The following is a 20309-nucleotide window of genomic DNA, read 5'->3' as shown; positions in this document are numbered from 1 at the left end:
GCGGATCAGCTCGCCGGGCACCGGACCAGGTGGGCCCGGACGGCGGTGATCGCATGATGGGCTGGATCCCGGTCGCGCTCCTCGCCGTACCGCTGCTCGGCGCCCTTGTGCTGCTCCTGTCGCCGCACGCGCCGCGCCGCGCGCTCCCCGCGTACGGGCTGATCTTCTCGGGCCTCACGCTGGCCGTGAGCCTCGTCCTCCTGGCGACGTTCGATCACGGCGCGCCCGCCCGGATCCAGGCCGAGCTCGACCAGCCGTGGGTCCCGGGGCTCGGGCTGCGCCTCCACCTCGGCGTCGACGGCATCTCGCTGCCGCTGATCGTGCTGACGGCGCTGCTGACGTTCCTGTGCTTCGGCTACCTGTCCTGGGGCGGCGCACGGGCAGGCGGAGGGTTCATGAGCGCCAGGCCGCGGGCGCTCGTGTTCACGCTGCTCGTGCTCGAGGTCGGCATGATCGGCACGTTCCTCGCCCTCGACCTGCTGCTCTTCTTCGTGTTCTTCGAGATCGTGCTCATCCCGATGTACTTCCTGATCGGCGTCTGGGGCGGCGCGGGGCGCAGGGCGGCGTCGATCAAGTTCATCCTCTACACGCTGCTCGGCTCGGTCGTCATGCTGCTCGGCCTGCTCCTCGTGTGGGCCCAGACCGGCACCCTCGACATCGAGGCGCTGAGCGCGTCCCACGGCGCGGGCCTGCCGAGGTCCCTCCAGATCCTCGCCTTCGTGGCGATCGGCATCGGCCTGGCGGTCAAGACGCCCATGTGGCCGCTGCACACCTGGCTGCCCGACGCCCACACCGAGGCGCCCACCGTCGGCTCGGTGCTGCTGGCGGGCGTCCTGCTGAAGATGGGCACGTACGGCTTCGCCAGGATCGCCATCCCCGTCCTGCCCGAGGGCGCGGTGGCGGTGGCCCCGTGGCTGGGGGCCTTCGCCGTGGTCGGCATCGTGTACGGCGCCCTCGCCTGCCTGGCCCAGCGCGACCTGAAACGCCTGATCGCCTACTCCTCCGTGGGCCACATGGGCTTCGTCCTGCTCGGCTTCGCCACGCTGACCCCGGTCGGCGTCAACGGAGCGCTGTTCGCCAACGTCGCCCACGGCCTGATCACCGGCCTGCTGTTCTTCCTGGCCGGAGCGGTCAAGGAGCGCTACCACACCTCGGAGATACCGGAGCTGGGCGGCGGGATGCTGACCACGATGCCGCGGCTGGGTTCGGTGCTCACGTTCGCCGCGATCGCGTCGCTGGGGCTGCCCGGGCTGGCCGGGTTCTGGGGGGAGATGCTGGCGCTGTTCGGGGCGTTCCAGCCGGCCGACGGGCTGCCGCGCGGGCTCTTCCTCGCGTACATGGTGATCGGCGGGCTGGGCGCGGTCCTGACGGCCGCGTACTTCCTGGTCATGTTGTCACGCGTGACCCACGGTCGGCCCCGCGCCCAGACCCGCCGGCCGATCCACGAACATCCGGTCGAGCCACTCGCCTCACCGGCCCGGGCCGCCACCACGGCGACCCTCGGCCCGGCGGCCCAGATCGTCCCTGACGACATCAGAAGGTACGAACTGCTGGCGTGGACGCCCCTGGTCGTCCTGATCCTCCTCTTCGGCCTCTGGCCCGGCCTGCTGCTGTCGCTGTCCACCCCGCCCGTGCAGACCCTGCTGGGAGCCATCTCATGATCCAGCAGATCGACTTCTTCGCCATCTCGCCGCCGCTGGTGCTCGCCCTGGCGGCGGGCCTGGTGCTGCTGCTCGACGCGTTCCTCCCGGCCCGCCCCCGGACCCGGTCCGGGCTGGGGCTCGTCACGCTGGCGGGTGTCCTGACCTCCCTCGGCTTCGTGGTGGCGCAGGCGCTCAGGGGCGGCGCGCCGCAGTCGACGTTCTGCGTCCCGCCCGCTCTCGCCGGAGGGCAGGCGCAGTCCGCGGCGATGTGTTCGTTCGTCGTGGACGGGTTCACGCTGGTGTTCGCGGGCATGGTGCTGGCGGCCGGCGTGGTGGTCGTCCTGATGTCGATGACGGAGCTGGCCGGCGGCGCCATCCCCGTGGGCGAGTGGTACTTCCTGCTCCTGTGCACCCTCGTCGGCGCGGTCACCCTGCCCGCGTCCCGGGATCTGATCATGCTGGTGGTGGCCCTGGAGCTGGTCTCGCTGCCGGTCTTCGCCCTCACCGCGCTGAAACGGTACGACGGCCGCGCCTCCGAGGCCGCCGTGAAGCTCTTCGTCGTGTCGGTGGTCTCCACGGCGATCATGCTGTTCGGCGTGTCCCTCCTGTACGGCATCGCGGGCTCGGTCCACCTGTCGCGCCTGGGCGAGGTGTTCAGCGGCCGACAGGCGCCCACGGTGGCCGGGGCGGAACTGCCCGCGGTCGTCACGGTCGGCGTGGTGCTCGTGGCGGCGGGCTTCGCCTTCAAGATCGCCGCTGTGCCGTTCCACTCGTGGGCCGCCGACGTCTACCAGGGCGCGCCGGTCCCCGTGGCCGCCCTGCTGTCGGTCGTCTCGAAGGCGGCCGGGTTCGCCGGGCTGATCCTCGTACTCGTCACCGGTCTGGCCGGGCAGGCCGCCACCTGGGCCCCGATCGTGGGCATCCTGGCGGCGCTGACCATGACCGCGGGCAACCTGCTGGCCCTGCGCCAGCGCTCCGCCGTACGCCTGCTGGCCTGGTCCTCGGTCGCGCAGTCGGGCTATGTCCTGGCGCCGCTGGCGGTGGCGGCCATTGCGCGTGGGGCGGTCGGCGCGTCCATGGCGTACCTGGTCATCTACGCCGCCATGAACCTCGGCGCGTTCGCCGTCGTCATGCTCGTGTCCAGAACCGCGGCCCGCAACGAGCTCGACGACTACCGCGGCCTGGCGCTGCGCCGCCCGGCGGCGGGCGTGACGCTCGCGTTCTGCCTGGTCTGCCTGGCCGGTCTCCCGCCGGGGCTGGCCGGGCTGTTCGCCAAGGTCTTCGTGTTCCGCGAACTCGTCGGGGGCGGGGCCGGGTGGCTGGCGGTGGTCATGGCCGTCAACACGGTGATCGGCCTGTACTACTACGCCGTCTGGACGGGTCGCCTGTTCGCGCCGGTCGGCGGTGAGGCGTCACCGGCCACGTACCGGCCGCCGGTGACGGCCTGGCTGGCGGTGGGCGTGGCCCTGGCGGCGGCCGTGCTGTTCTCGATCGCCCCGCAACTCGTCCTGGACATGACCGCCTTATCGGCCTTCGGCTGAGCGCGTGCCGAGGAACTCGGCGAACTCCCCGACCCGCGATCAGGACGAATGGGACAGGGGAGAAAGAGTGGAAAGCGGGTGACGCGGCGGGCTGGATGAAATCTCCGGGAAGCCGTGTTCATCGGGGCAGGGGGTCGCGCTCCGCCCTCGGCTGAGCACGGCGGGGAACGAAGAGCCGGGTCTTGGTCGTTGGACGTGCAGAACCCAGACCACGAAGGGGGGAACCTTGCACCACAACGGTCTGCGCACCGCCGTTCTGCTCGGCGGGCTGTCGGCGCTGATCATCGCGGGGGGCGCGTGGTTGGGCGGCGGTACCGGTGCGCGGATCGCGTTCGTGTTCGCCCTGATGAGCAACGGCATCGCCTATTTCTTCTCCGACCGCATCGCGCTGTCCGCGATGCGCGCCAGACCGGTCAGCGAGGTCGAGCAGCCGATCCTCTACCGCATCGTCCGCGAGCTCTCCACCGAGGCCCGGCAGCCGATGCCGCGCCTGTACATCTCACCGACGGTGCAGCCGAACGCCTTCGCGACGGGCAGAAGCCCTCGGCAGGCCGCCGTGTGCGTGACGCACGGCCTGACCAAGCTGCTCAACGAGGCCGAACTGCGCGGCGTGATCGGGCATGAGCTGTCCCACGTGTACAACAGGGACATCCTCATCTCCTCGGTGGCGGGCGCGCTGGCCACCATGATCACCTGGCTCAGCTATGTGGCCGTGTTCTTCGGCGGCTCCGACGACGACGAGGGCCCCGGCTTCCTGGGCGCGCTGCTGATGATGGTGCTCGGCCCCGTGGCGGCCATGATGGTGCAGATGGCGATCTCCCGCACACGCGAGTTCCAGGCGGACGAATCGGGCGCCAGGCTCACGGGCGACCCGCTGGCACTCGCCTCGGCCCTGCGCAAGATCGAGATGGGCGCCCGCCGGCTCCCGCTCCCGGAGAACAGCCGCCTCACCTCGGCGTCCCACATGATGATCGCCAACCCGTTCAGCGGCTCCGGCTTCGGCCGCCTGTTCTCCACCCACCCGCCCACCTCGGAGCGGGTCGCCCGTCTGGAGCGCATGGCCGGCTACCGCCGCTGACGGCCTGGGACGAACGCGGAAACCGGCGAATGGTCTAACCGGCCAAGCGGCCGGGAGTCACCGTCCTCAACCGTCCGCCTCGGCGATCTTCCGCAGAATGCTCGCGAGCCCCTCGGGATGAACGACCTCAGCGGTGCTTTCGAGTTCCGCCACGCTCCACCACCGGTAGGCGGTCGTGGTGTCCTTCTCGCTCTGCTCCATGTGCTCGAACGACACGGCGGCCGCGTCACCCACCCGGATCGCGAAGAACGACTGATCCTGGGTGAACGCGTACGCGCCCCACTCGAACTCGATCAGCGCCTCGGCATGCGGCCCGGTGAGTTCCTCCGCCCCGGCCCGAATCCCGACCTCCTCGAACAACTCCCGAGCCCCCGCCTCCTGGAGTGTCTCGCCCTCCTCCACGGCCCCGCCGATCGTGAACCAGAACCGCAGCTCCGGCCGAGCCGGATCGAAACCATGCAGCAGGAGAACCCGACCATGTTCATCAAGAGGTAGCACTCGTGCCGTGAACCGGCGCAGGGGGATCTTCGTCACGTCAACCGAGCATAAGGTCGAAGTGCGCTCACATGAGCCGAAACCACAACGCGGAGCGGCCCGGGACACCGCACGACCGTGTGCCCCGGATCCGTCCTCCGCGATCGTTGTCTGCCAGCTCGGAGCCGTTCAGCATGCCTCGGGCTAGCGATAGTTGACGAACTGCAGGGCGATGTCCAGATCCTTGCCCTTCAGCAGGGCGATGACGTCTTGGAGGTCGTCCTTCTTCTTGGAGCTGACCCGCAGTTCCTCGCCCTGAATCTGAGCCTTGATCCCCTTCGGCCCCTCGTCCCGGATCAACTTGGAGATCTTCTTGGCGCTCTCCTGGTCGATGCCCTCCTTCAGGCTGACCAGCATCCGGTACTCCTTGCCCGACAGCCTGGGCTCGCCCGCGTCGAGAATCTTCAGCGAGAGCCCCCGCTTGACCACCTTGTCCTTGAACACGTCGAGCACGGCACTCGCCCGCTCCTCGCTGTTCGCCTTGACCTCGATGTTGTCCTGCCCGGACCAGCCGATGCTCGCCCCGGTCCCCTTGAAATCGAAGCGGTGCCCGATCTCCTTGATCGTCTGATTGAGCGCGTTGTCGACCTCCTGGCGGTCGATCTTGCTGACGACGTCGAAAGATGAATCAGCCAAAGCACCCATCCTCTCAGCTGCGGTGAAATAGGCCCGGCCCCACACAACGCCCGGACCCAGCGCACGAGCCTAGCCAGCATCGGCCCGCCGTGCAGGACCCCGTCCCCTTGCTCGCCCAGTACGCGAAGGATCCCCTGTCCCGCCTCTCCCCGCCTTCACCCCATTCGCCCCGATTCCCTCACCCGTCACAGCGCCCACAGCCCAGCCCAGAGGCAGGGGACAGGACGCGGGGCCGGCGCGGTGGGCGTGGACCGGCTTCGGCGAGGACGACCCGAACCGGCCCCGGGACAAAACCCGTGTCACGTACACCTCCGAAGTCCGCTATCCTTCTTTCTGTCGCCGCGAGAGCGGATGGCACGGCAGGTTGCCCGAGTGGCCAAAGGGAGCGGTCTGTAAAACCGTCGGCTCAGCCTACGCAAGTTCGAACCTTGCACCTGCCACCAGCAGTAGCTGCAGGTCAGAGGCCCTTCGGGGCCTCTTCTGCGTTTCAGGGGTGTGCAGCCAGATGCAGCCCTGAGCGGCCGTTTGTCGCTGGTCACGGGATATACGCGGGATGGATCTGGGAGCGTTTCCCCAGGTGGGCGCCCATGATCCGGGATGTGTACGGGATGCTGCCGCCCCTCAACGCCGAAAGGCCCCGGGGGAAGCCGGAGCCCTTCGAGTGGTGCCGTTTGTGATCTCATGCGGTCAGTACGTCCGCTATCCGCTGGTTGACGATGTCCTCCTGGCCGTCGATGCACTTGGCGTAGACACGCAGTAGGACATCCACCCCGTGGCCGGCACGGGCCGCCACTTCTGGAGCCGGTACGCCGCCGTTGAGCCAGAGCGAGACGGCCGCGTGCCGGAGGTCGTACGGTCGGCGGGCGAGCGGTGAGGCGACCTGTGCGGGACTGAGGGCCAGGGTGCGGGCTTCCTGCCAGACCTCGGTGTAGGCCGTCGAGGCGACCACACCGCCGCGCTCACTCCGAAACAGCCGTCCGTCAGGGGCGATGCCGAACTCTGCGATGTGTTGCCGAAGGATCTTGACCAGTTCCGGCGGGATCGGGATGCGGCGGACGTCATCCTGGCCTCGATGCTTGAGACCGCGCAGCTCGTGAGCGTCACCGGTGTCGGTCCATCGGCGGTTCACCTCGGGGCGCGAGCCGTCGAGAGTGAGCCGTCCCCAGCCTTGCGGTGGGAGGTGGCAGTCCTGCTCGCGGAGGCTGACGGCCTCGCCGGGCCGGAGGGCGGCGAAGTACATGCAGGCGAACATGGCCATCAACCGCTGCCCTCGGCCCTTCCCGCCACGCTGGCGCTTGCCGACGTAGGTGAGCGCCACGAGCAGTTCGCGGGCCTGGCCCGGATTGACCACAACCCGCGGATCCACTGTTTCGGTGGTCTTCGGGAGCTTCCACTTGATGCGATGCAGCGGGTTGGACGGCAGCTCCTCCAGCTCCACCGCGTACTCGAAGACGTGGTGCAGGATGGCACGCTTCCGCTTGATCGTGTTGGCGCCGGCCTTCTTGCCGTCGAGGCGTAGCGTGAGGGCGTCGAGGGCCGGGCGGACGGCCTTGGTGTCGTTGAGAGCTTCCATGGTTAGAGAGGCCGCCTCCAGCCAGCGCACGGCCCGCGCGATGTCGGTGGGCATCGTGGGCCGCTTGCCTTCGGGCAGGAGAACGTACTGACGTAGGGCAGTACGGAGGAGGGCAGCGTCCGGCCGCCCTGCCTTGTCTGTGGTCAGTGCCGGGAGAGCCGTCGCCAGGGCGTCGGACATGCTGTCACGGCTCTTGGCAGCCGCGTGTGGCCAACGGGCCTCGACATATGCCTTCACGAAGTCGAGGACGGTCCGCGCGTCCTTGGCTTTGATCATCGACTCGGGAAGACCGGTCTCCATGTCGAATGCGTCACCGCGTCTTGCAGCCTGCCGCAGGTCGGTCAGGAAGTTCTCGCCGAGGGCCTTGGTCTTGTAGGTCTTGGACTTCTCCCGGCCACCGACCTTCCAGCGGACCTCGTACGAGGGTGACTTGCTGGACTTGTTCCGGCGGATCTCCCAGAACTTCACGTCGTACGAGGTCGTCATGCTGCACTCCGGAGGGATTCGAGCCAGGCATCGAGATCGCTGCGGTAGATGCGGAGTTCGCCGTTGGGCAGGCGGATGCCTTTGGGGGCCTTGCCGATTTCACGCCAGCGGTAGAAGGTGCGGCGGGAGACTCCGCCGAGTTCGTCGAGGACCTGGGCGACGGTGAGCAGTTCGTCTCGCTTCACGCCGCCACCTCCTCAGTTGCCGAAAGATCTTGGCCGTCTGCTTGCGCTTGGAGTTGGGCCATGTGGGCTCGCCAGCGTTGCCGTTCGTGGACCGAGCGGAGGAGGCGAACGGCCAGTGGCGGCACGTTGGCGTCTCCGGCCGGGACGGGTTTCCAGACGTAGCGGTGTGGGTCGGGCGGCTCGTCGGTCTGGCCGAGGGCTTCCAGGACCCAGGTACGGCGGTCCTGCTTGTGTTCGGCGAGGGTCTTGTTGGACCACTTGCGGGAGACCAGGACGCGGCGTCCGGCGTAGCCGAGGTGGTCGGGCTTGTGGGCCTTGCTGCGGCACTGGCCGGGAGCCATGCCCGGCTTGGCGCCCTTGGGTTGGATGCCGTAGCGCAGCCAGTTCGGGCAGGTCGGGGAGCAGGGCTCGAAGCGGAGCGCCTCAGCCAGCCGTGCGGTGTGGTCGCGCTGGGCCTGGTCGTCGGGGTCGAGGCTGTCACCGAGTGACTTGGTGAGGTATTTGGACAGGTAGCGGATGCACTGGTCGGCGTCCGGGGTGCCCGCGAGCACACCTTGCACGTCCACCTGGACGCCGAAGCGGATCACATGCAGGGGCTCGTCCATGCGGTCGAGCGCCTGGTCCCAGGTGGGCAACACCTCGCCCGTGCTGGGGTCGAGGTAGCCCGTGCCGTCCTCCCAGACGGGCAGGTGGTCACCTTCGAAGACGACTCGGTCGGCCGCCGGCCACCAGACTTGGTGGTAGGTGGCGGCGGCGATCTGCTTGATCTCCGCGCGTGGCAGGGTGCCCCGGATGGCCATGTGCAGGTGCGGCGCGAGCCGCTTCTGAGGCTCCACAGCGGCGAAGTACTGCACGTCGTAGCCCGCCACGCGGCGCAGGTTCTGCACGAAGCGGTCGACGACCTTGGAGAAGTGCAACGCGTCACGAGCGGCGCGCGCGTAGTCGTAGGTGTCGGGATTGATGGGAACGCCGTTGTTGACCTTGCCGTAGGACGGGAGGGTGAGCGTGACGAACAGCGATGGCCGGTAGGTCTTCCCGTCCGCAGACTCGAAGGTGCGCCCGAGCGTGGAGTTGATCATCTTGCGCTTGGGCAGTTCGGGGGCGTCCTGCCGACGCCTGGTCGAGCGGTTGCGCTTGGGGATTGTCCGTCCGAGTACGTTGCCGCGCATGCCCGCCGCGTTGATCTCCTCATCCAGCCCGGAGATCAGCTCGTCCAGGTCGGCGGTGTCCTGGCCCGCCTGGTCGGCCTGGTCGCGCTGGGTCTGGACGTCGGCACGGAACTCGACCAGCCAGCGTTGTTCGTCGTCCGGCTCGTCCGGCGTGATCGTGGGTTCCTCGTCGAGGTGCCAGCCTTCCCGGCATTGGGCCATGCGCAGGTGCCGGTTGCGCTTGGCGCACGGTGGGCACTTGGCCTCCAGGGTGGCCCCGCACGGGACGTCGATGATCTCCCAGAGGCCGGTGTGGGTGTCGAGCCGCTTGAGCGGAACGGGCCGGATGCACACCCCGTACTGCTTGGCGACCTCTTCGGCCACGTCGCGGGCCAGCGGCATGGCCAGCCGTTCGGCGCGGGGCAGTGCGCGGTCGTAGGTCACATGTCCTCCCCATCGTGGTCGATGAGGGCGCCTTGGCCGCACTCGCGGCACTCGACCAGGCCCGCCGCCAGGTCCAGCCAGAGCGTGTTGTCGCTCAGGCAGGCCGAGCAGCGCAGCCCGTCCAGCAGGTAGGAGAGCTCACGCATGGTCGCCGCCCTCCATCTCGGCCAGCTCGGCACACAGCCGGTAGAGGCCCTGGTAGGGGTGACGGCTTATGCGGGTGTGGAAGACCTCGAACGCCCGCACGCGCGGCAGGTCGCGGACGGTGAGCATGACGAGGAGCGAACGTCCTGCCACCAGCTCGATCTCTTCGGCGGTGCCGTGGAAGCAGACCTTCATCAGGCGTCCTCTCCGGCGGCGAAGGCGTCGGCCATGGCGCGGATGTCGGTGTCGGAGACGTAGGCCGCGCGGACGCGGATCGGGTCGGGCGAGGTTTCCAGCCGGACGTAGCCGACGCCGGCACCCAGTCCGGGAATGGGTGAGATGTGGTCGGCCAGCGCTCCCCGGTCCCGTGCGCCGTCGCCGAGGACCATGTCCACCTGTTCGGACTCGTCCAGGCGCAGCGCGATCTTGTCGGGGAACAGGTTGCGGATGTTCATGACTTCCTTGCGCGGGTCCTGGAGCGCAGCCAGAACACCCACGCCCACCGCACGGCCCTGCGTGGTGAGCGTGGCCAGCGCGGCTGAGATCCGCCGTCTCAGCTCTCTGTCGGACTGGTACGCGGTCAGGAACGCCACCTCGTCGACCACCACCAGCACGAAGGGGTCATCCACGGTCGGGGTGTGGGAGCGCTGAACACCGGCGAAGCGGGTCGCGCGCTTCTGCATGACGCTCACGGCCTGGTCGAGGAGATCGGCGCAGTCTTCAGGGGTGGCCGCGTATCGGTCACCGAACAGGGCGCGCCCGTAAGACAGTTCCATCAGCTTGGGGTCCAGGGCCCAGATCTCGACCAGGCCCGCGTGGACGGCCGGGAGGAGCCCGCGGATGGTGGACCAGATGATCGAGCCCTTGCCCGCGCCGGTGGCGCCCGCGACCAGGACGTGTGTGCCGTGCACCTTGAGCAGCCACGGCTGCCCGTCCTCCTGCTTGCCGATCTCGACCGGTCCCACGGTTGGTGAGTCAGGCGCAGGGAGCGCCGGGATGCGTTCGGCCAGCGGGTCATACCGGGGAAAGGTGAGCGTGAGGCGACCGCCCCGAGACAGCGCCACCCGGCACGACGCGGAGCCGAAGCCTTGGGCGAGGTGGTCGAGGCGATCGGCCCAGTCCTTGACCGACTGTCCTTTGAGCATCCGGACGGCGACGAGGTCAGCCCACGCAGTGCAGGTGACCTTGTCGAGCCGAGGCAGGTAGTCACGGCCCCACAGGTGCCTGCCAAGGCCGGAGACGATCATGACGGGTTGCCAGTGCCGCCGGTAGACCCAGATGAGCCGCCACCAGGCCAGCAGCCGCCAGCCGATCAGCCGGACGAAGCTGGTCCAGTGGGTCAGGGCCCAGGCCGCCAGACCTGCCGGGATGGGTGCCGTGAGCAGCAGCGCCGTCTGCCAGCCGTACAGCAGCGTGAGAACGCCGGGGGTGAGCGTGGCGAGCATGGCGACGGGATGGCGCCACAGGAGCCGGACGAGGCCGGCGAGGAGACGCCAGGCGAAGATGATCAGAGTGAGGATGGCGGGAGTGCGGATGACGGCCGGGCGGAAGACGACGGCCGTGTCGGGCGTGGTGGTGACGAGGTTGCGTGTCTCGTCTCCAGGCAGCCGCTTGAACATATGCTTGGAACCTCTCGTGAGTGAGATCAGAGAGAACTGAGGGGCCGCCGGAAGTTGCCGCTTCCAGCGGCCCCGCCTTGTCTGTCAGGTCGCCCTCTGGTCGGCGTGCAGGCGCTCGCAGTCGGCCAGGTACTGGGCGGCGGCGTTGAAGATCTCGCGGGCGGTGGCCAGGTCGGCATCGGTGACCGGCCCGCCTCCGGTGGTGGAGACGGCGACCTTGGCGTCGCGGCTGGTGATCGACAGGTACGGGCGATGCTCGTTGATCACGCTGGAGCGGGCCTGCAGGTGGCTGCTGTAGAGGGTGACGTTCAGTTGCGTGGGCTCGTCCGGCTGCATCGAGAGCGTGATGTAGGTGTAGGGGACGGGGTTCACGCCGCCGCCTCCTTGCCGGCGGGCGCCTGCTTGGTGCGCGGCGGGCGCATCCCCGTCGCGCGGATGGAGTAGGCCAGCCGCCCGGTTTGACCGACGTACGGCGTGACGGTCATCCCGACGAACTCCACGGGCGTGATCGGGAGGCCGGGCATGGCGGGCGGCGCGGTGGGTTCGGTCTCGGACAGGATCTTGACCGCGACCGTCTTCTGGGACGCCTTGACGGTCGGGTCGCCGTCCATGACCGGGACCTGCCAGACCGGCTGTCCGGTCGTCTTGTCCTTGGCGTAGACGGTCCTGCCGTTGGTCGAGGCGTCGAAGTCCTTGACCTGCTCGGCCTGCCCCACAAGGAAGCAGCCGTGCGGGAAGACCTGGTCGAAGCTGATCGGGATGGGTCCCTGGATTGCCATGTGGTTCCTCTCGTCAGCGGGAGAGAGCGGTCGTTCGCTCGTCCACTTGTCCGCATGAGTTGAGAGTAAGTCCGCCAACTCGTCCGCACAAGTGGTTATGGCGGAGGGGTGGGGTAAGACTTAGCTAACTTTGAAGACATCCTCTAGCTCGTGCAGGCTGCCGGGAAGCGCCAGGCTCATGGCCAGCAGCACGGCTCCCGCCGGGTCATGCACGGTGGCTAGCACGCCGAGCACCGGGTTGGACGACCCCAGTAGCTCGGCTTCCTCCTTGGTCGGCCTTCGCGCGGAGACGCGCTCAGTGATGTGGTCGAACCGGAGATGCTTGACCGCCTGGAGATGCCGGCGGATGCCGTTGCGAAGCGGTTCTGGTTTGTCCAGGTCAGTGCCGACGGCGATCTCCAGCGGAATCCACACCGTTTCCACCGCTGACGGCACACCACTCTGACGGGCCACCCGCTTTCGCACGATCACGGGCGTGCGCTCGGCGACACCCAGGAGCCGGGACACGTGTCGAGGTGCCGGAACGCGGGTCACCTCCACGAGGCTGTCAGCGTTCTCACCCTGCTCCGCCGTGCTCAGACTCGGCCGGACACGATCGGCCCCGCTCTCGGGACGCCCCTTCACGAACGAGCCGCGCCCATGCTCACGCTCGATCCACCCCTGCATGGCCAGAGTTTGAAGAGCCCGCACGACGGTGGTGCGGCCCACGCCGAGTTCCCGCACCAACTGCGTCTCGGATGGCAGCATGTCACCAGGGGCGTACTCGCCCGACTCGATCCGCTCCTGAATCGCCCGCATGACCTGGGCGTATTTCGGCGGGGCGAAGTCCATGCTCATCTTGGCCGTCCGTTCACTCTTGCGCTCGTCCGCACAAGTACAGTACCGGCTAAGGTGCGGCCTGTCAGGGTCCTTTCAGGCAGTCTTCTGTGCCCTCTTGGACGCGTGTTCCCACCGTCGAACGCATTCCTGGCAGGAGGTCGAATAGGTCGGGCCGAACGGTAGATGCCAATCGAAGATCATCACTGGGCGGACCGATGCCCCGCACCAGGCCGTCGTGCCATTCGTCCGCACGGCATGCTGCACCGCTACGGAGTTTCGTCGGACGGCCTCCACGCCGCATCCCCAGAAGGCCGCGTTGTCGCTCATGACTCGACCCCGCGGATGAATTCGGCCAGTGGCCCCGTCGCCGGATGGGCAGCTCGAAGGTCTGCATAGAGCATGGCCACGCGGTGAGCGGCCCGCACCGGGTCAATCGCGGGATGCCAGGCATAGACGACGCGACGGCGTGCGGCATTCCAGCCCGTTCGCCACCAGAACTGCTGACCATCGCACCACACCACCAGACCGACCCAGACCGACACGAGCGCGAGCCCGTATCCATCGTGAACATCGGCGGTGACCCCTTTTTCCGCCAGCGCTTGCTGGAGAAGTTCGGCCGAATGACCCGGACTAATCGTGATCAATTTCGCCGCGTTCATTTGCCCACCCGCTCGAAACGCACCATGCCTGCCGGGTCGAGGGAAGCGCGGAAGATCTCGCGGCGGGAATGATCGTCGGGAGCCGCGCCGAAATCGTGGACGCTGTGCACGATGCGCCCTCGCGCGGCAGCGTCCTGAGGCATGCCCCGCATCGCCTTGCGCAGCTCGTCCATGGCGGTGGCCTGGAACGGGCTCGCCCCACACGGCCCCAGTTCCTCGCCCTGGCCGGCGGTGAGGCGGACTTCCCACTCGAACAGCTCACCGAGCGCGCCGCCCTGATCGAGACCGCCACAGAACAGACAGTCTTCCTTGGCGGACGCGGCCATACCCAACCTTGATGCCGCAGCATGACCGCGCCGAGTGACGATCTTCCATCCTCGGCCGTCGCATTCGGTGCACCTGACTGGAGTTGTCATGCCCGACAGCATGAGGAGCCAGACCGTTTATACATATCCCACGGGGATACACAGCGATGGCATATAGAGTCTGCGGCACCTCAATGCACCACCTGGGAGTCGCTTCGGAGGACCGCATGCGCAAAGCCGCTTTCGACCCGATCGACATACCAGAATGGGTATGGGATCGCGATGAAACCCGCGAAATCCTCCAAAAACGCGATATCACGGGGCTATTCCGCCTTGTCGCCAAATACGCCGGACTCAGCCAGGTACGCATCGCCACAGCAACCGAGATCGCCCAACCCCGAGTCAACAAGATCTTCAACGGGAGTGCAGGCCCCATCGAGGAACTCGCGGTATTCGAGCGCATCGCCGCCGGACTCGGCCTGCCCGACCACGCCAGAATGCTCCTCGGCCTGGCCCCGCTCGACCTCGCCTCACCGACCGGGGATCATGACGACGAGCACCAGGAGCAGACCAGCGAACTCGCCGCCCGCCTGGACGCCGCCTCAGCCATCGACCCCATGATGGTCATGATCCTCACGACGGACACCAACAACCTCCGCCTCCAGGACCGCCGACTCGGCAGCGTCGCCATCGCCGACAAGATGCGCGCCCAGATGGCCCAGATCGAACGCGCCCACCGCCACGCCGTACGCCCCCAGATTCGCGCCCAACTCGCCCACCTCCTCGCCGAGACCGCATCACTGGCCGGATGGCAGGCCATCAACACCGTGGCTCTCAACGACGCCTGGAACCACTACGAGCACGCCAAGGCCGCCGCACGGGAAGCCGACGACCCCGCCGTCCTCGCCTACGTCTCCGGTGAGCAGGCGTACGTTCTCATGGACCTTGGAAGACCGGCCGAAGCCGCACAACTGCTCCAGTACATCCACGCCACCCACCGCGACCACGTCCCCGCCCGCCTCAGAACCTGGCTGGCAGCAGCCGAAGCAGAGGCCGCCGCCGTCCTCGGGGACGAGGACGCCTGCCGTCGCGCTCTCGACCAGGCCGCCGCAGTGCTGCCGGAAGGGGACGGCGACCCGGAGACGCCTTACCTGTCTATCAACGTTCACCATTTCGCCCGCTGGAGAGGCAGTTGCCTGCTCCGCTTCGGCGACCCCGGCACCGTCGAGGACCTCCGGTCAGCACTGGCCGGAATGGACGGCACCTACAACCGCGCTGAGTCCGGCGTCCGCTGCGACTTGGGACACGCCCTCCTCGCGGCCGGCGACCCGGAAGCCGCCCAACCGCACATCCAGCGTGCGCAGCAGCTCGCGACCATGACAGGTTCCCGCCGTCAGCGCCGTCGCATCGAGGAACTGTCGCGGGCGGTCAACCGCGCTCTCGGCCGTTGAGCCGCTGCTGAGCCTGGAGTAGCCCGATCAACGTCCCGGACGTCCAGATGTCACCGCGGGCGATCATGTCGGGGATCTCCGACATCGGAACCCATTCGAGCCGGTCGGCCTCCACCTCACCCTCAGGCTTGCCCACCAACTCGGCCCCACGCGCCAGGAACAGGATGTGCTCGGAGTCCACCATGCCGGCCATCGGCTGATAGCTCACCAGATGCTCAACCTGCTTGGGCCGATACCCGGTCTCCTCCTCCACCTCCCGCGCAGCGGTCGTCATCGGGTCCTCACCCGCCTCGACCAGGCCGCCGGGAAGCTCCCACCCCCACCGATCGAACACGAACCGATGCCGCCACATCAGCAGGACCCGGTCCTGCTCGTCGACGACAACCGCGATAGCGGCCCGATCCAGATGCACAACGTGATGCTCGAACCGCTCCCCACCGGGGATCTCCACATCGGCCATGCCGAGCCGGATCCACCGGTTGTCGTAGATCAGTCGTTCCCCATGAACGACCCAGCGCGTCAGCTCAGCGTCATCAGCCACAACGCGAAGCTACCGGCCCACACCCCCGACGTACACGCACTTCCAAGCGACAGCCTCGGAACGTTGCCGAATAGCGCTCATAGGGATCAAGCGGCGGCGCGGCGCGCCGCCGTACCCCCGGCCCTCCGCCCGCCCGCCGTCCGGGCGTGCGGCCTGGGGGCCGGTCCCGGACGGCGGCGGGACACCGGGCCGGCCACCGCACGCCGGCTCCGCCGTACTGACCGAACGCACCGGCCGGGGTTGCCGCACCGCCGCACAGATGCAGCCCTTACGATCGCCACTGCCTGGCCAATCGCCATACGTGCTTGGGGGCGATCGACGATCCAGGGTTCGTTCCTCACCCTGGCTCACCGGAGCCCGTGGCTGATCGCCGTTCGCCCGGCCGGTGCGCATGTGATGATGACCACATGGGTGGAACGATCGCGGTTGAGGGATCTGCGTTACGCAGAGTGGCGTACATGGGCATGGCACTGTTAGCCGGCGTTCTCGTGCTGGTCGCGGCCGTGACCATGGCCCCCACCGAGGACGAGCGATTCACCAACTCGGTTGGGGGCATGGAGGCGGCCGCTCGCTCGCTGGGGGAGGGCGATGAGCTTGAGAGGCAGACCATCGGGAACCTCACGTTCGAGAAGGTTTTCCGGGCGAACGGTCTGGTCTATTTCCAGCAAGGCCAGGGGTGGTTGGGAGACCGCGCCTACGGCTACGTCTGGAGTCCCCATGTACAGCCGCGCGATGTTGAGCACGTGGAGGGCCCGTGGTACATGTACACGGATCTTGAGGACTGACCTTTCGGATGGCCAGAGTTGCAGTTCGAGTTGCAATACGAAGCCGTCCAAGGGCGTTCAGGGCGGATCGCGCATGCCCGCTGGCCTGCATTGAACTTCCTGGAACCATGATCGGCCGAGCTTTTAATTCGCAGGTTCCAGGGACGTTCGTCGCTGGCTCGGCCTCGCGGGATATACGCGGGATGATCTTCCCTGGCATAGGGAGGGCGGGAGCCGTACACCAAGGTCAGAGGCCAGATGTGGTCAGTAACGTCAGCCCGCTGTAAAACCGTCGGCTCAGCCTACGCAAGTTCGAACCTTGCACCTGCCACACCAGCAAGAAGAGGCCCGTCACCAGCGGAAACGCGGTGACGGGCCTCTTCGCTTTGTGTCCGGCCGTCTACGGCGATCACGCGTGCCCTACGGCCGCTCACGGCCAATACGCGGCCAAGTTTTCGAGGCGTGAGATGTTGTCTCCAAGGACGTTCCGACTGATCCACGTACTCGGATGTTGTTGAGAGCGGTGACATGCGGACGAGTCGCGGACACATGGGGGCGGCGCTTCCGTGGCCACAGCTGGCACCCTGCGCTGAGCACGCTAGGTGGATGAGTTCGCTGTAACCATGCGTAGTCAAGGCTAGATCGTCTGCCGGCATCCGATCCGGACGGTGCACGACATCCAGAGCTGGACGTCGCAGCGGTCGAACCCCGCGCCTGTCAACGGCCGAGTGCGTGTGGGTCTGGCCCACTTTTCGTGATCAGTAGCGGTGCAGGACGCGGATGCGAAGCAGGTCGGCGTTGGCTCGCCCGTACATGATCCGTTTGATCATCTTGATGCGGTTCACGTTGCCTTCCACCGCGCCGGAGCTGTAGGGCAGGGTGAGCCCGGCCTTGACCGCCGCCCAGTCTCGACGCAGCCCGGCGGCAAAGTCGCGCAGTTCCCGCGCGGGACTGGCTTCCGCTCGCGCCGCCCAGTCGTCCAGGTCCTGTTCACCGCGGCGGTGGACGAGCATCTCGGCGAACTGACGCGTCAGCTCGGTGACCGAAGCGAGTTCCGGGCAGCGGGCGGCGATCTGGTCGAGCGTGGCCAGGTCTTCGGCGGCGACCTTGCCGGGTGACTGGACAATCCAGCCGGTGACCTCCCGGATCTTGGGCGCGGGAGGCCGCGCGGGTGTGACGGTTGCCGTGCGGAGCTTGGCGGTGAGGCGCCGGAGCGTCCGGGCGCTGCCGAGGAAACCTCGGTCGCGCAACTCGGCCAGGAGCTGGTCGGTGCTGCGGCAGCCCTGTTCCCAGCGTTCGAGCAGGTAGGGAAGATAAGCATCGAGGATCGTCTGACGTGGTGCACGCTCGTCGATAATCAGTTCGTCGGCGCTGGCGGCGGTAGCGTAGCGGCGCACCGTCTTGCGAGAAAGCCGCAGCTCACGGCTGATCGCAGTGATGGTCATCCCCTGCGATCGGAGCTGGTGGATCTCAGCGTGCCGCGCCCTGGTCCGGGCCGCCGCTGCCCCTTCCTCGTGGTCCGATTCCAACCCCTCGGCAGGAGGTTCGGTGGTCTCGGGCTTGGCTGGTTCGCGCAGATGCGCGCGGTTTCGAGACACCGCCCGCTGGACCGCGCCCGACAGGTTGTGGAGCAAATGCCAGCGATCGGCGACCTGCACCGCCAGCGGAGCGCCGCGCTGCGCGCCTTCGGCATAGCAGCCGGCCCGGTCCCGGCAGATCACCTCGACCCCGGGATGCGCCTGCAGCCAGGCCGCGAAGGAGTCCGCCGAGCGATCCGGCAACACCTCGACCACATGACCGCCCTCCACATCGACCAGCACCGTTCCGTAGGTATGGCCCTTGCGCCAGGCGAACTCATCGACCCCCAGCACCCGCGGGGTCGCCACCTTCGGATCCGGCACGTTCCGGAGCAGCCGCAGCAGCGTCGAACGGCCCACCGCACAGGCCAGCCGGGCGGTGTGACGGGCACCGGGACGGCCGCCCAGAGCCAGCGCCACCGTCCGCAACATCGACAGCAGCCCCGCCGCGCGCCGGCCGTGCCTGCTGGTCAGGCCGGGCACCTGCTCGGCGAAGGTCTTCCGGCCACAGCCGGGGTTGTCGCAGAAGAAGCGACGCACCCGCACCTGGAGTAGCACTTCCTGCCCGGCCACCGGAAGATCTGCCAGGCACCGCTCATAGCGGCTGTGAACCCGCACCGACTCGCATCCACAGCCCGGGCATAAGCTTTTCGGCTCCGTCGTCGCAGCCTTCACCCGCACGATCGCGCCCACCTGGTACACCCGCTCGATGCGGACGGCGGCAAGGTGCGGGAACACAACCGCCAACAGCTCCATGATCGACACAGAGCAGCGTCTCGGCACCAGCACCGGTTCGCACCCGGCTCTACAACATCGTGATCTTGGATCTCTGGCCGATCACGAAAAGTGAGCCAGACCCTTCGCGAGCATGGGTTTTCAATTCGGGGGCGGACATGCACGTTCCGCGCTCGTCCAGTATTACCACCGAGAAGTCGTTCCCATGCTCGACGGGAAATTCGAGGAATCGGTAGGGCGGGCGCTGTACGCGGCGGCGGCCGAGATCACGGAGTTGGTCGCATGGACGGCGTACGACCTCGGCCGGCACGGGCTCGCGCAACGCTATTTCCTGCAAGGACTGCGTCTCGCCCAGGTGTCCGGAGATCGCATGCTGGGTGGCCTGATCCTGGCCGACATGAGCCACCAAGCCAATTATCTGGGCCGATACGACCAGGCCATCCAACTCGCGCGTGCGGCGCAGGAGGGCTGCCGTAACGCGTCCACCGCGACGCCCATGGCCTTGTTCTTCGCCATGGAGGCCCGCGCGCACGCCGGCAACGGCGATGAGGCCGCCTGTGCGCGAGCCCTGCTTGAGGCGGAGAAATGGTTCGCCAAGCGCAACGTGGACGATGACCCTTCGTGGGTCGGGTACTTCGACGCCGCCGAGCTGGCCAGCGAGGGCGCGCATTGTTACCGCGACCTTCGCAAGCCGTCCCGGGCGATGGAGTTCGTCGGCCAGGCGGTCGGGCTCTGCGATCCGATGTACGTGCGGACCCTGGCCTTCGACCGGCTGGTCCAGGCGGCGAGCTACGTGCACATGGGCGACCCGTCACAGGCCGCGGCCGTCGCGCTGGAGGCCATCGACCTCGCCGGGCCGCTCAAGTCGGAGCGCTACCTCCGGTACATCCGAGACCTGCAAGCAGACCTGAACGCGTACGCGGACGATGGTTTGGTGGCGGAGTTCAACGCCGTCGTCGCCCGGAAGTATTCGTCGGAGAGCGATTAGTGCGGTGACCGCTAACGTTCACCGGGTTCAGTGACCTGCGGCCGGTCAGTCGTCGTTGACCAGCCACTGCCGTCCGTCGATCAGCTCCCGGACCGCGTCGAGCTGTCCGGCGTGCGTCGCAGTGTCGACGATCACGTGCATCAGCACTTCGCGCAAAGACCCCAGCCGCCATGACCCCGAACCGAACATCTTCGTCGGCCACCAGGCCGGCACGGCATCGATCGCCGTCGCCCCGATGACCATGTTCGACTGCTCGATCGTCCGTCGATACCGCGCGAGCACGTCCGCACCGGAGAACTCCTCGGGGACCTTCCAACCGAACTCGCCGACCACGAGCGTGTCGATGACCTGGCGATCGGCGGTCATCGCGCCGCGAAACCAAAGCGCCTCGGACCAGGTCAAATGGTGCACCAGGTCGCGGGGCGACCAACCGGACGGCAGCACCACCTGGCGTAGTTGCTCCTCGCCAAGGCCGTCCAGGATGCCCAGGACGTGCTTGCGCTGCGAGTCCAGGTAACCGACCAGTGTTTCGCGCTCCACGGCCTTGCCCTCCCCACGATATTTGCCGACGTCAGACCATACAACAACGAGATCGGCAACCGCGTGGATCAACGTGAGCGCGGTCAAGCCGGTGCGTTGTCCACCCGGTGAACGTTCATG

The 20309-nt window shown here is 67.8% G+C and carries 22 protein-coding genes and 1 tRNA gene; 7 read left to right on the top strand and 16 right to left on the bottom strand.

What is annotated here, in order from left to right:
- Window positions 1-53: 53 nt before the first annotated feature.
- The 3 genes from FAF44_RS19360 (at window position 54) to htpX (ending at window position 4262) form a co-directional block, all read left to right on the top strand.
- Complete coding sequence (locus tag FAF44_RS19360; protein WP_308193342.1) at window positions 54-1661, top strand: NADH-quinone oxidoreductase subunit M; 1608 nt, start codon at window positions 54-56, stop codon at window positions 1659-1661.
- Window positions 1658-3184 (top strand): NADH-quinone oxidoreductase subunit N, encoded by a 1527-nt coding sequence (locus tag FAF44_RS19355; protein WP_237104594.1) that lies wholly within the window; start codon window positions 1658-1660, stop codon window positions 3182-3184. The genes FAF44_RS19360 and FAF44_RS19355 overlap by 4 nt, the downstream gene beginning before the upstream one ends.
- A gap of 226 nt (window positions 3185-3410) precedes the next feature.
- On the top strand, window positions 3411-4262 hold the full coding sequence (htpX, locus tag FAF44_RS19350) for a zinc metalloprotease HtpX (protein ID WP_237104593.1): 852 nt from the start codon (window positions 3411-3413) through the stop codon (window positions 4260-4262).
- Window positions 4263-4328: 66 nt separating this feature from the next.
- On the opposite strand, the gene FAF44_RS19345 is transcribed toward htpX, so the two are convergent.
- Window positions 4329-4796, bottom strand: coding sequence for an NUDIX hydrolase (locus FAF44_RS19345; RefSeq protein WP_237104592.1), 468 nt, complete (start codon window positions 4794-4796; stop codon window positions 4329-4331).
- A gap of 144 nt (window positions 4797-4940) precedes the next feature.
- Window positions 4941-5441, bottom strand: coding sequence for a YajQ family cyclic di-GMP-binding protein (locus tag FAF44_RS19340; protein ID WP_237104591.1), 501 nt, complete (start codon window positions 5439-5441; stop codon window positions 4941-4943).
- 349 nt (window positions 5442-5790) lie between these two features.
- On the opposite strand from FAF44_RS19340, the gene FAF44_RS19335 reads away from it, so the two are divergent.
- A tRNA-Tyr gene (locus FAF44_RS19335) sits at window positions 5791-5875 on the top strand.
- Between the two features lie 236 nt (window positions 5876-6111).
- Here FAF44_RS19335 and FAF44_RS19330 read toward each other — a convergent pair.
- From FAF44_RS19330 to FAF44_RS19280, 11 genes are all read right to left on the bottom strand, one after another.
- Window positions 6112-7491: a site-specific integrase gene (locus FAF44_RS19330; RefSeq protein WP_237104590.1), complete on the bottom strand. Its 1380-nt coding sequence runs from the start codon at window positions 7489-7491 to the stop codon at window positions 6112-6114.
- Entirely contained in the window at window positions 7488-7676 is a 189-nt protein-coding gene (locus tag FAF44_RS19325; RefSeq protein ID WP_237104589.1) for an AlpA family transcriptional regulator, read from the bottom strand. The genes FAF44_RS19330 and FAF44_RS19325 overlap by 4 nt, the downstream gene beginning before the upstream one ends.
- Complete coding sequence (locus FAF44_RS19320) at window positions 7673-9226, bottom strand: helitron helicase-like domain-containing protein (RefSeq protein ID WP_237104606.1); 1554 nt, start codon at window positions 9224-9226, stop codon at window positions 7673-7675. Before FAF44_RS19320 ends, FAF44_RS19325 begins: the two co-directional genes overlap by 4 nt.
- 38 nt (window positions 9227-9264) lie before the next feature.
- On the bottom strand, window positions 9265-9414 hold the full coding sequence (locus FAF44_RS19315) for a hypothetical protein (protein ID WP_237104588.1): 150 nt from the start codon (window positions 9412-9414) through the stop codon (window positions 9265-9267).
- Window positions 9407-9607: a hypothetical protein gene (locus tag FAF44_RS19310; protein ID WP_237104587.1), complete on the bottom strand. Its 201-nt coding sequence runs from the start codon at window positions 9605-9607 to the stop codon at window positions 9407-9409. Before FAF44_RS19310 ends, FAF44_RS19315 begins: the two co-directional genes overlap by 8 nt.
- Window positions 9607-11031 carry an FtsK/SpoIIIE domain-containing protein gene (locus FAF44_RS19305; protein ID WP_237104586.1) on the bottom strand — a complete coding sequence of 475 codons (1425 nt, stop codon included), beginning with the start codon at window positions 11029-11031 and terminating at the stop codon, window positions 9607-9609. Before FAF44_RS19305 ends, FAF44_RS19310 begins: the two co-directional genes overlap by 1 nt.
- Before the next feature lie 84 nt (window positions 11032-11115).
- Complete coding sequence (locus FAF44_RS19300; protein ID WP_237104585.1) at window positions 11116-11403, bottom strand: hypothetical protein; 288 nt, start codon at window positions 11401-11403, stop codon at window positions 11116-11118.
- Window positions 11400-11810, bottom strand: a complete 411-nt coding sequence (locus FAF44_RS19295) for a plasmid replication, integration and excision activator (protein ID WP_237104584.1) — start codon at window positions 11808-11810, stop codon at window positions 11400-11402. Before FAF44_RS19295 ends, FAF44_RS19300 begins: the two co-directional genes overlap by 4 nt.
- Window positions 11811-11930: 120 nt before the next feature.
- Window positions 11931-12647, bottom strand: coding sequence for a GntR family transcriptional regulator (locus FAF44_RS19290; RefSeq protein WP_237104583.1), 717 nt, complete (start codon window positions 12645-12647; stop codon window positions 11931-11933).
- Between the two features lie 305 nt (window positions 12648-12952).
- Window positions 12953-13288, bottom strand: a complete 336-nt coding sequence (locus tag FAF44_RS19285) for a hypothetical protein (protein ID WP_237104582.1) — start codon at window positions 13286-13288, stop codon at window positions 12953-12955.
- Window positions 13285-13614 carry a hypothetical protein gene (locus FAF44_RS19280; protein WP_237104581.1) on the bottom strand — a complete coding sequence of 110 codons (330 nt, stop codon included), beginning with the start codon at window positions 13612-13614 and terminating at the stop codon, window positions 13285-13287. The genes FAF44_RS19285 and FAF44_RS19280 overlap by 4 nt, the downstream gene beginning before the upstream one ends.
- A gap of 206 nt (window positions 13615-13820) precedes the next feature.
- Here FAF44_RS19280 and FAF44_RS19275 point away from each other — a divergent pair, with 206 nt between their 5' ends.
- Complete coding sequence (locus tag FAF44_RS19275; RefSeq protein ID WP_237104580.1) at window positions 13821-15044, top strand: XRE family transcriptional regulator; 1224 nt, start codon at window positions 13821-13823, stop codon at window positions 15042-15044.
- On the opposite strand, the gene FAF44_RS19270 is transcribed toward FAF44_RS19275, so the two are convergent.
- On the bottom strand, window positions 15022-15585 hold the full coding sequence (locus FAF44_RS19270; protein WP_237104579.1) for an NUDIX hydrolase: 564 nt from the start codon (window positions 15583-15585) through the stop codon (window positions 15022-15024). The two genes, FAF44_RS19275 and FAF44_RS19270, sit on opposite strands and share 23 nt — an antisense overlap.
- Before the next feature lie 407 nt (window positions 15586-15992).
- On the opposite strand from FAF44_RS19270, the gene FAF44_RS19265 reads away from it, so the two are divergent.
- Window positions 15993-16370: a hypothetical protein gene (locus FAF44_RS19265; protein WP_237104578.1), complete on the top strand. Its 378-nt coding sequence runs from the start codon at window positions 15993-15995 to the stop codon at window positions 16368-16370.
- Between the two features lie 737 nt (window positions 16371-17107).
- Here the strand turns inward: FAF44_RS19265 and FAF44_RS19260 are convergent.
- Window positions 17108-18682 carry an ISL3 family transposase gene (locus tag FAF44_RS19260; RefSeq protein ID WP_237104605.1) on the bottom strand — a complete coding sequence of 525 codons (1575 nt, stop codon included), beginning with the start codon at window positions 18680-18682 and terminating at the stop codon, window positions 17108-17110.
- A 184-nt stretch (window positions 18683-18866) separates the two neighbouring features.
- Here FAF44_RS19260 and FAF44_RS19255 point away from each other — a divergent pair, with 184 nt between their 5' ends.
- Window positions 18867-19649, top strand: a complete 783-nt coding sequence (locus FAF44_RS19255) for a hypothetical protein (RefSeq protein ID WP_237104577.1) — start codon at window positions 18867-18869, stop codon at window positions 19647-19649.
- A 45-nt stretch (window positions 19650-19694) separates the two neighbouring features.
- Here FAF44_RS19255 and FAF44_RS19250 read toward each other — a convergent pair whose 3' ends face one another.
- A complete protein-coding gene (locus FAF44_RS19250; RefSeq protein WP_237104576.1) occupies window positions 19695-20276 on the bottom strand; it encodes a DinB family protein in 582 nt (193 codons plus the stop codon).
- Window positions 20277-20309: the final 33 nt, after the last annotated feature.

Source organism: Nonomuraea sp. MG754425, assembly GCF_021699195.1.
GTDB lineage: Bacteria > Actinomycetota > Actinomycetes > Streptosporangiales > Streptosporangiaceae > Nonomuraea.
Note: the sequence above shows the minus strand (reverse complement) of the source record. Positions and strands in the feature narration are given on the sequence as shown.

Bases quoted from the DNA above. Each gene is read 5' to 3' on its own strand.
- FAF44_RS19360 (WP_308193342.1), top strand. From the start codon at position 54: ATGATGGGCTGGATCCCGGTCGCGCTCCTCGCCGTACCGCTGCTCGGC.
- FAF44_RS19355 (WP_237104594.1), top strand. From the start codon at position 1,658: ATGATCCAGCAGATCGACTTCTTCGCCATCTCGCCGCCGCTGGTGCTC.
- FAF44_RS19340 (WP_237104591.1), bottom strand. From the start codon at position 5,441: ATGGGTGCTTTGGCTGATTCATCTTTCGACGTCGTCAGCAAGATCGAC.
- FAF44_RS19330 (WP_237104590.1), bottom strand. From the start codon at position 7,491: ATGACGACCTCGTACGACGTGAAGTTCTGGGAGATCCGCCGGAACAAG.
- FAF44_RS19320 (WP_237104606.1), bottom strand. From the start codon at position 9,226: ATGCCGCTGGCCCGCGACGTGGCCGAAGAGGTCGCCAAGCAGTACGGG.
- FAF44_RS19315 (WP_237104588.1), bottom strand. From the start codon at position 9,414: ATGCGTGAGCTCTCCTACCTGCTGGACGGGCTGCGCTGCTCGGCCTGC.
- FAF44_RS19310 (WP_237104587.1), bottom strand. From the start codon at position 9,607: ATGAAGGTCTGCTTCCACGGCACCGCCGAAGAGATCGAGCTGGTGGCA.
- FAF44_RS19305 (WP_237104586.1), bottom strand. From the start codon at position 11,031: ATGTTCAAGCGGCTGCCTGGAGACGAGACACGCAACCTCGTCACCACC.
- FAF44_RS19295 (WP_237104584.1), bottom strand. From the start codon at position 11,810: ATGGCAATCCAGGGACCCATCCCGATCAGCTTCGACCAGGTCTTCCCG.
- FAF44_RS19290 (WP_237104583.1), bottom strand. From the start codon at position 12,647: ATGAGCATGGACTTCGCCCCGCCGAAATACGCCCAGGTCATGCGGGCG.
- FAF44_RS19285 (WP_237104582.1), bottom strand. From the start codon at position 13,288: ATGAACGCGGCGAAATTGATCACGATTAGTCCGGGTCATTCGGCCGAA.
- FAF44_RS19280 (WP_237104581.1), bottom strand. From the start codon at position 13,614: ATGGCCGCGTCCGCCAAGGAAGACTGTCTGTTCTGTGGCGGTCTCGAT.
- FAF44_RS19275 (WP_237104580.1), top strand. From the start codon at position 13,821: ATGCGCAAAGCCGCTTTCGACCCGATCGACATACCAGAATGGGTATGG.
- FAF44_RS19265 (WP_237104578.1), top strand. From the start codon at position 15,993: ATGGGTGGAACGATCGCGGTTGAGGGATCTGCGTTACGCAGAGTGGCG.
- FAF44_RS19260 (WP_237104605.1), bottom strand. From the start codon at position 18,682: ATGGAGCTGTTGGCGGTTGTGTTCCCGCACCTTGCCGCCGTCCGCATC.
- FAF44_RS19255 (WP_237104577.1), top strand. From the start codon at position 18,867: ATGCTCGACGGGAAATTCGAGGAATCGGTAGGGCGGGCGCTGTACGCG.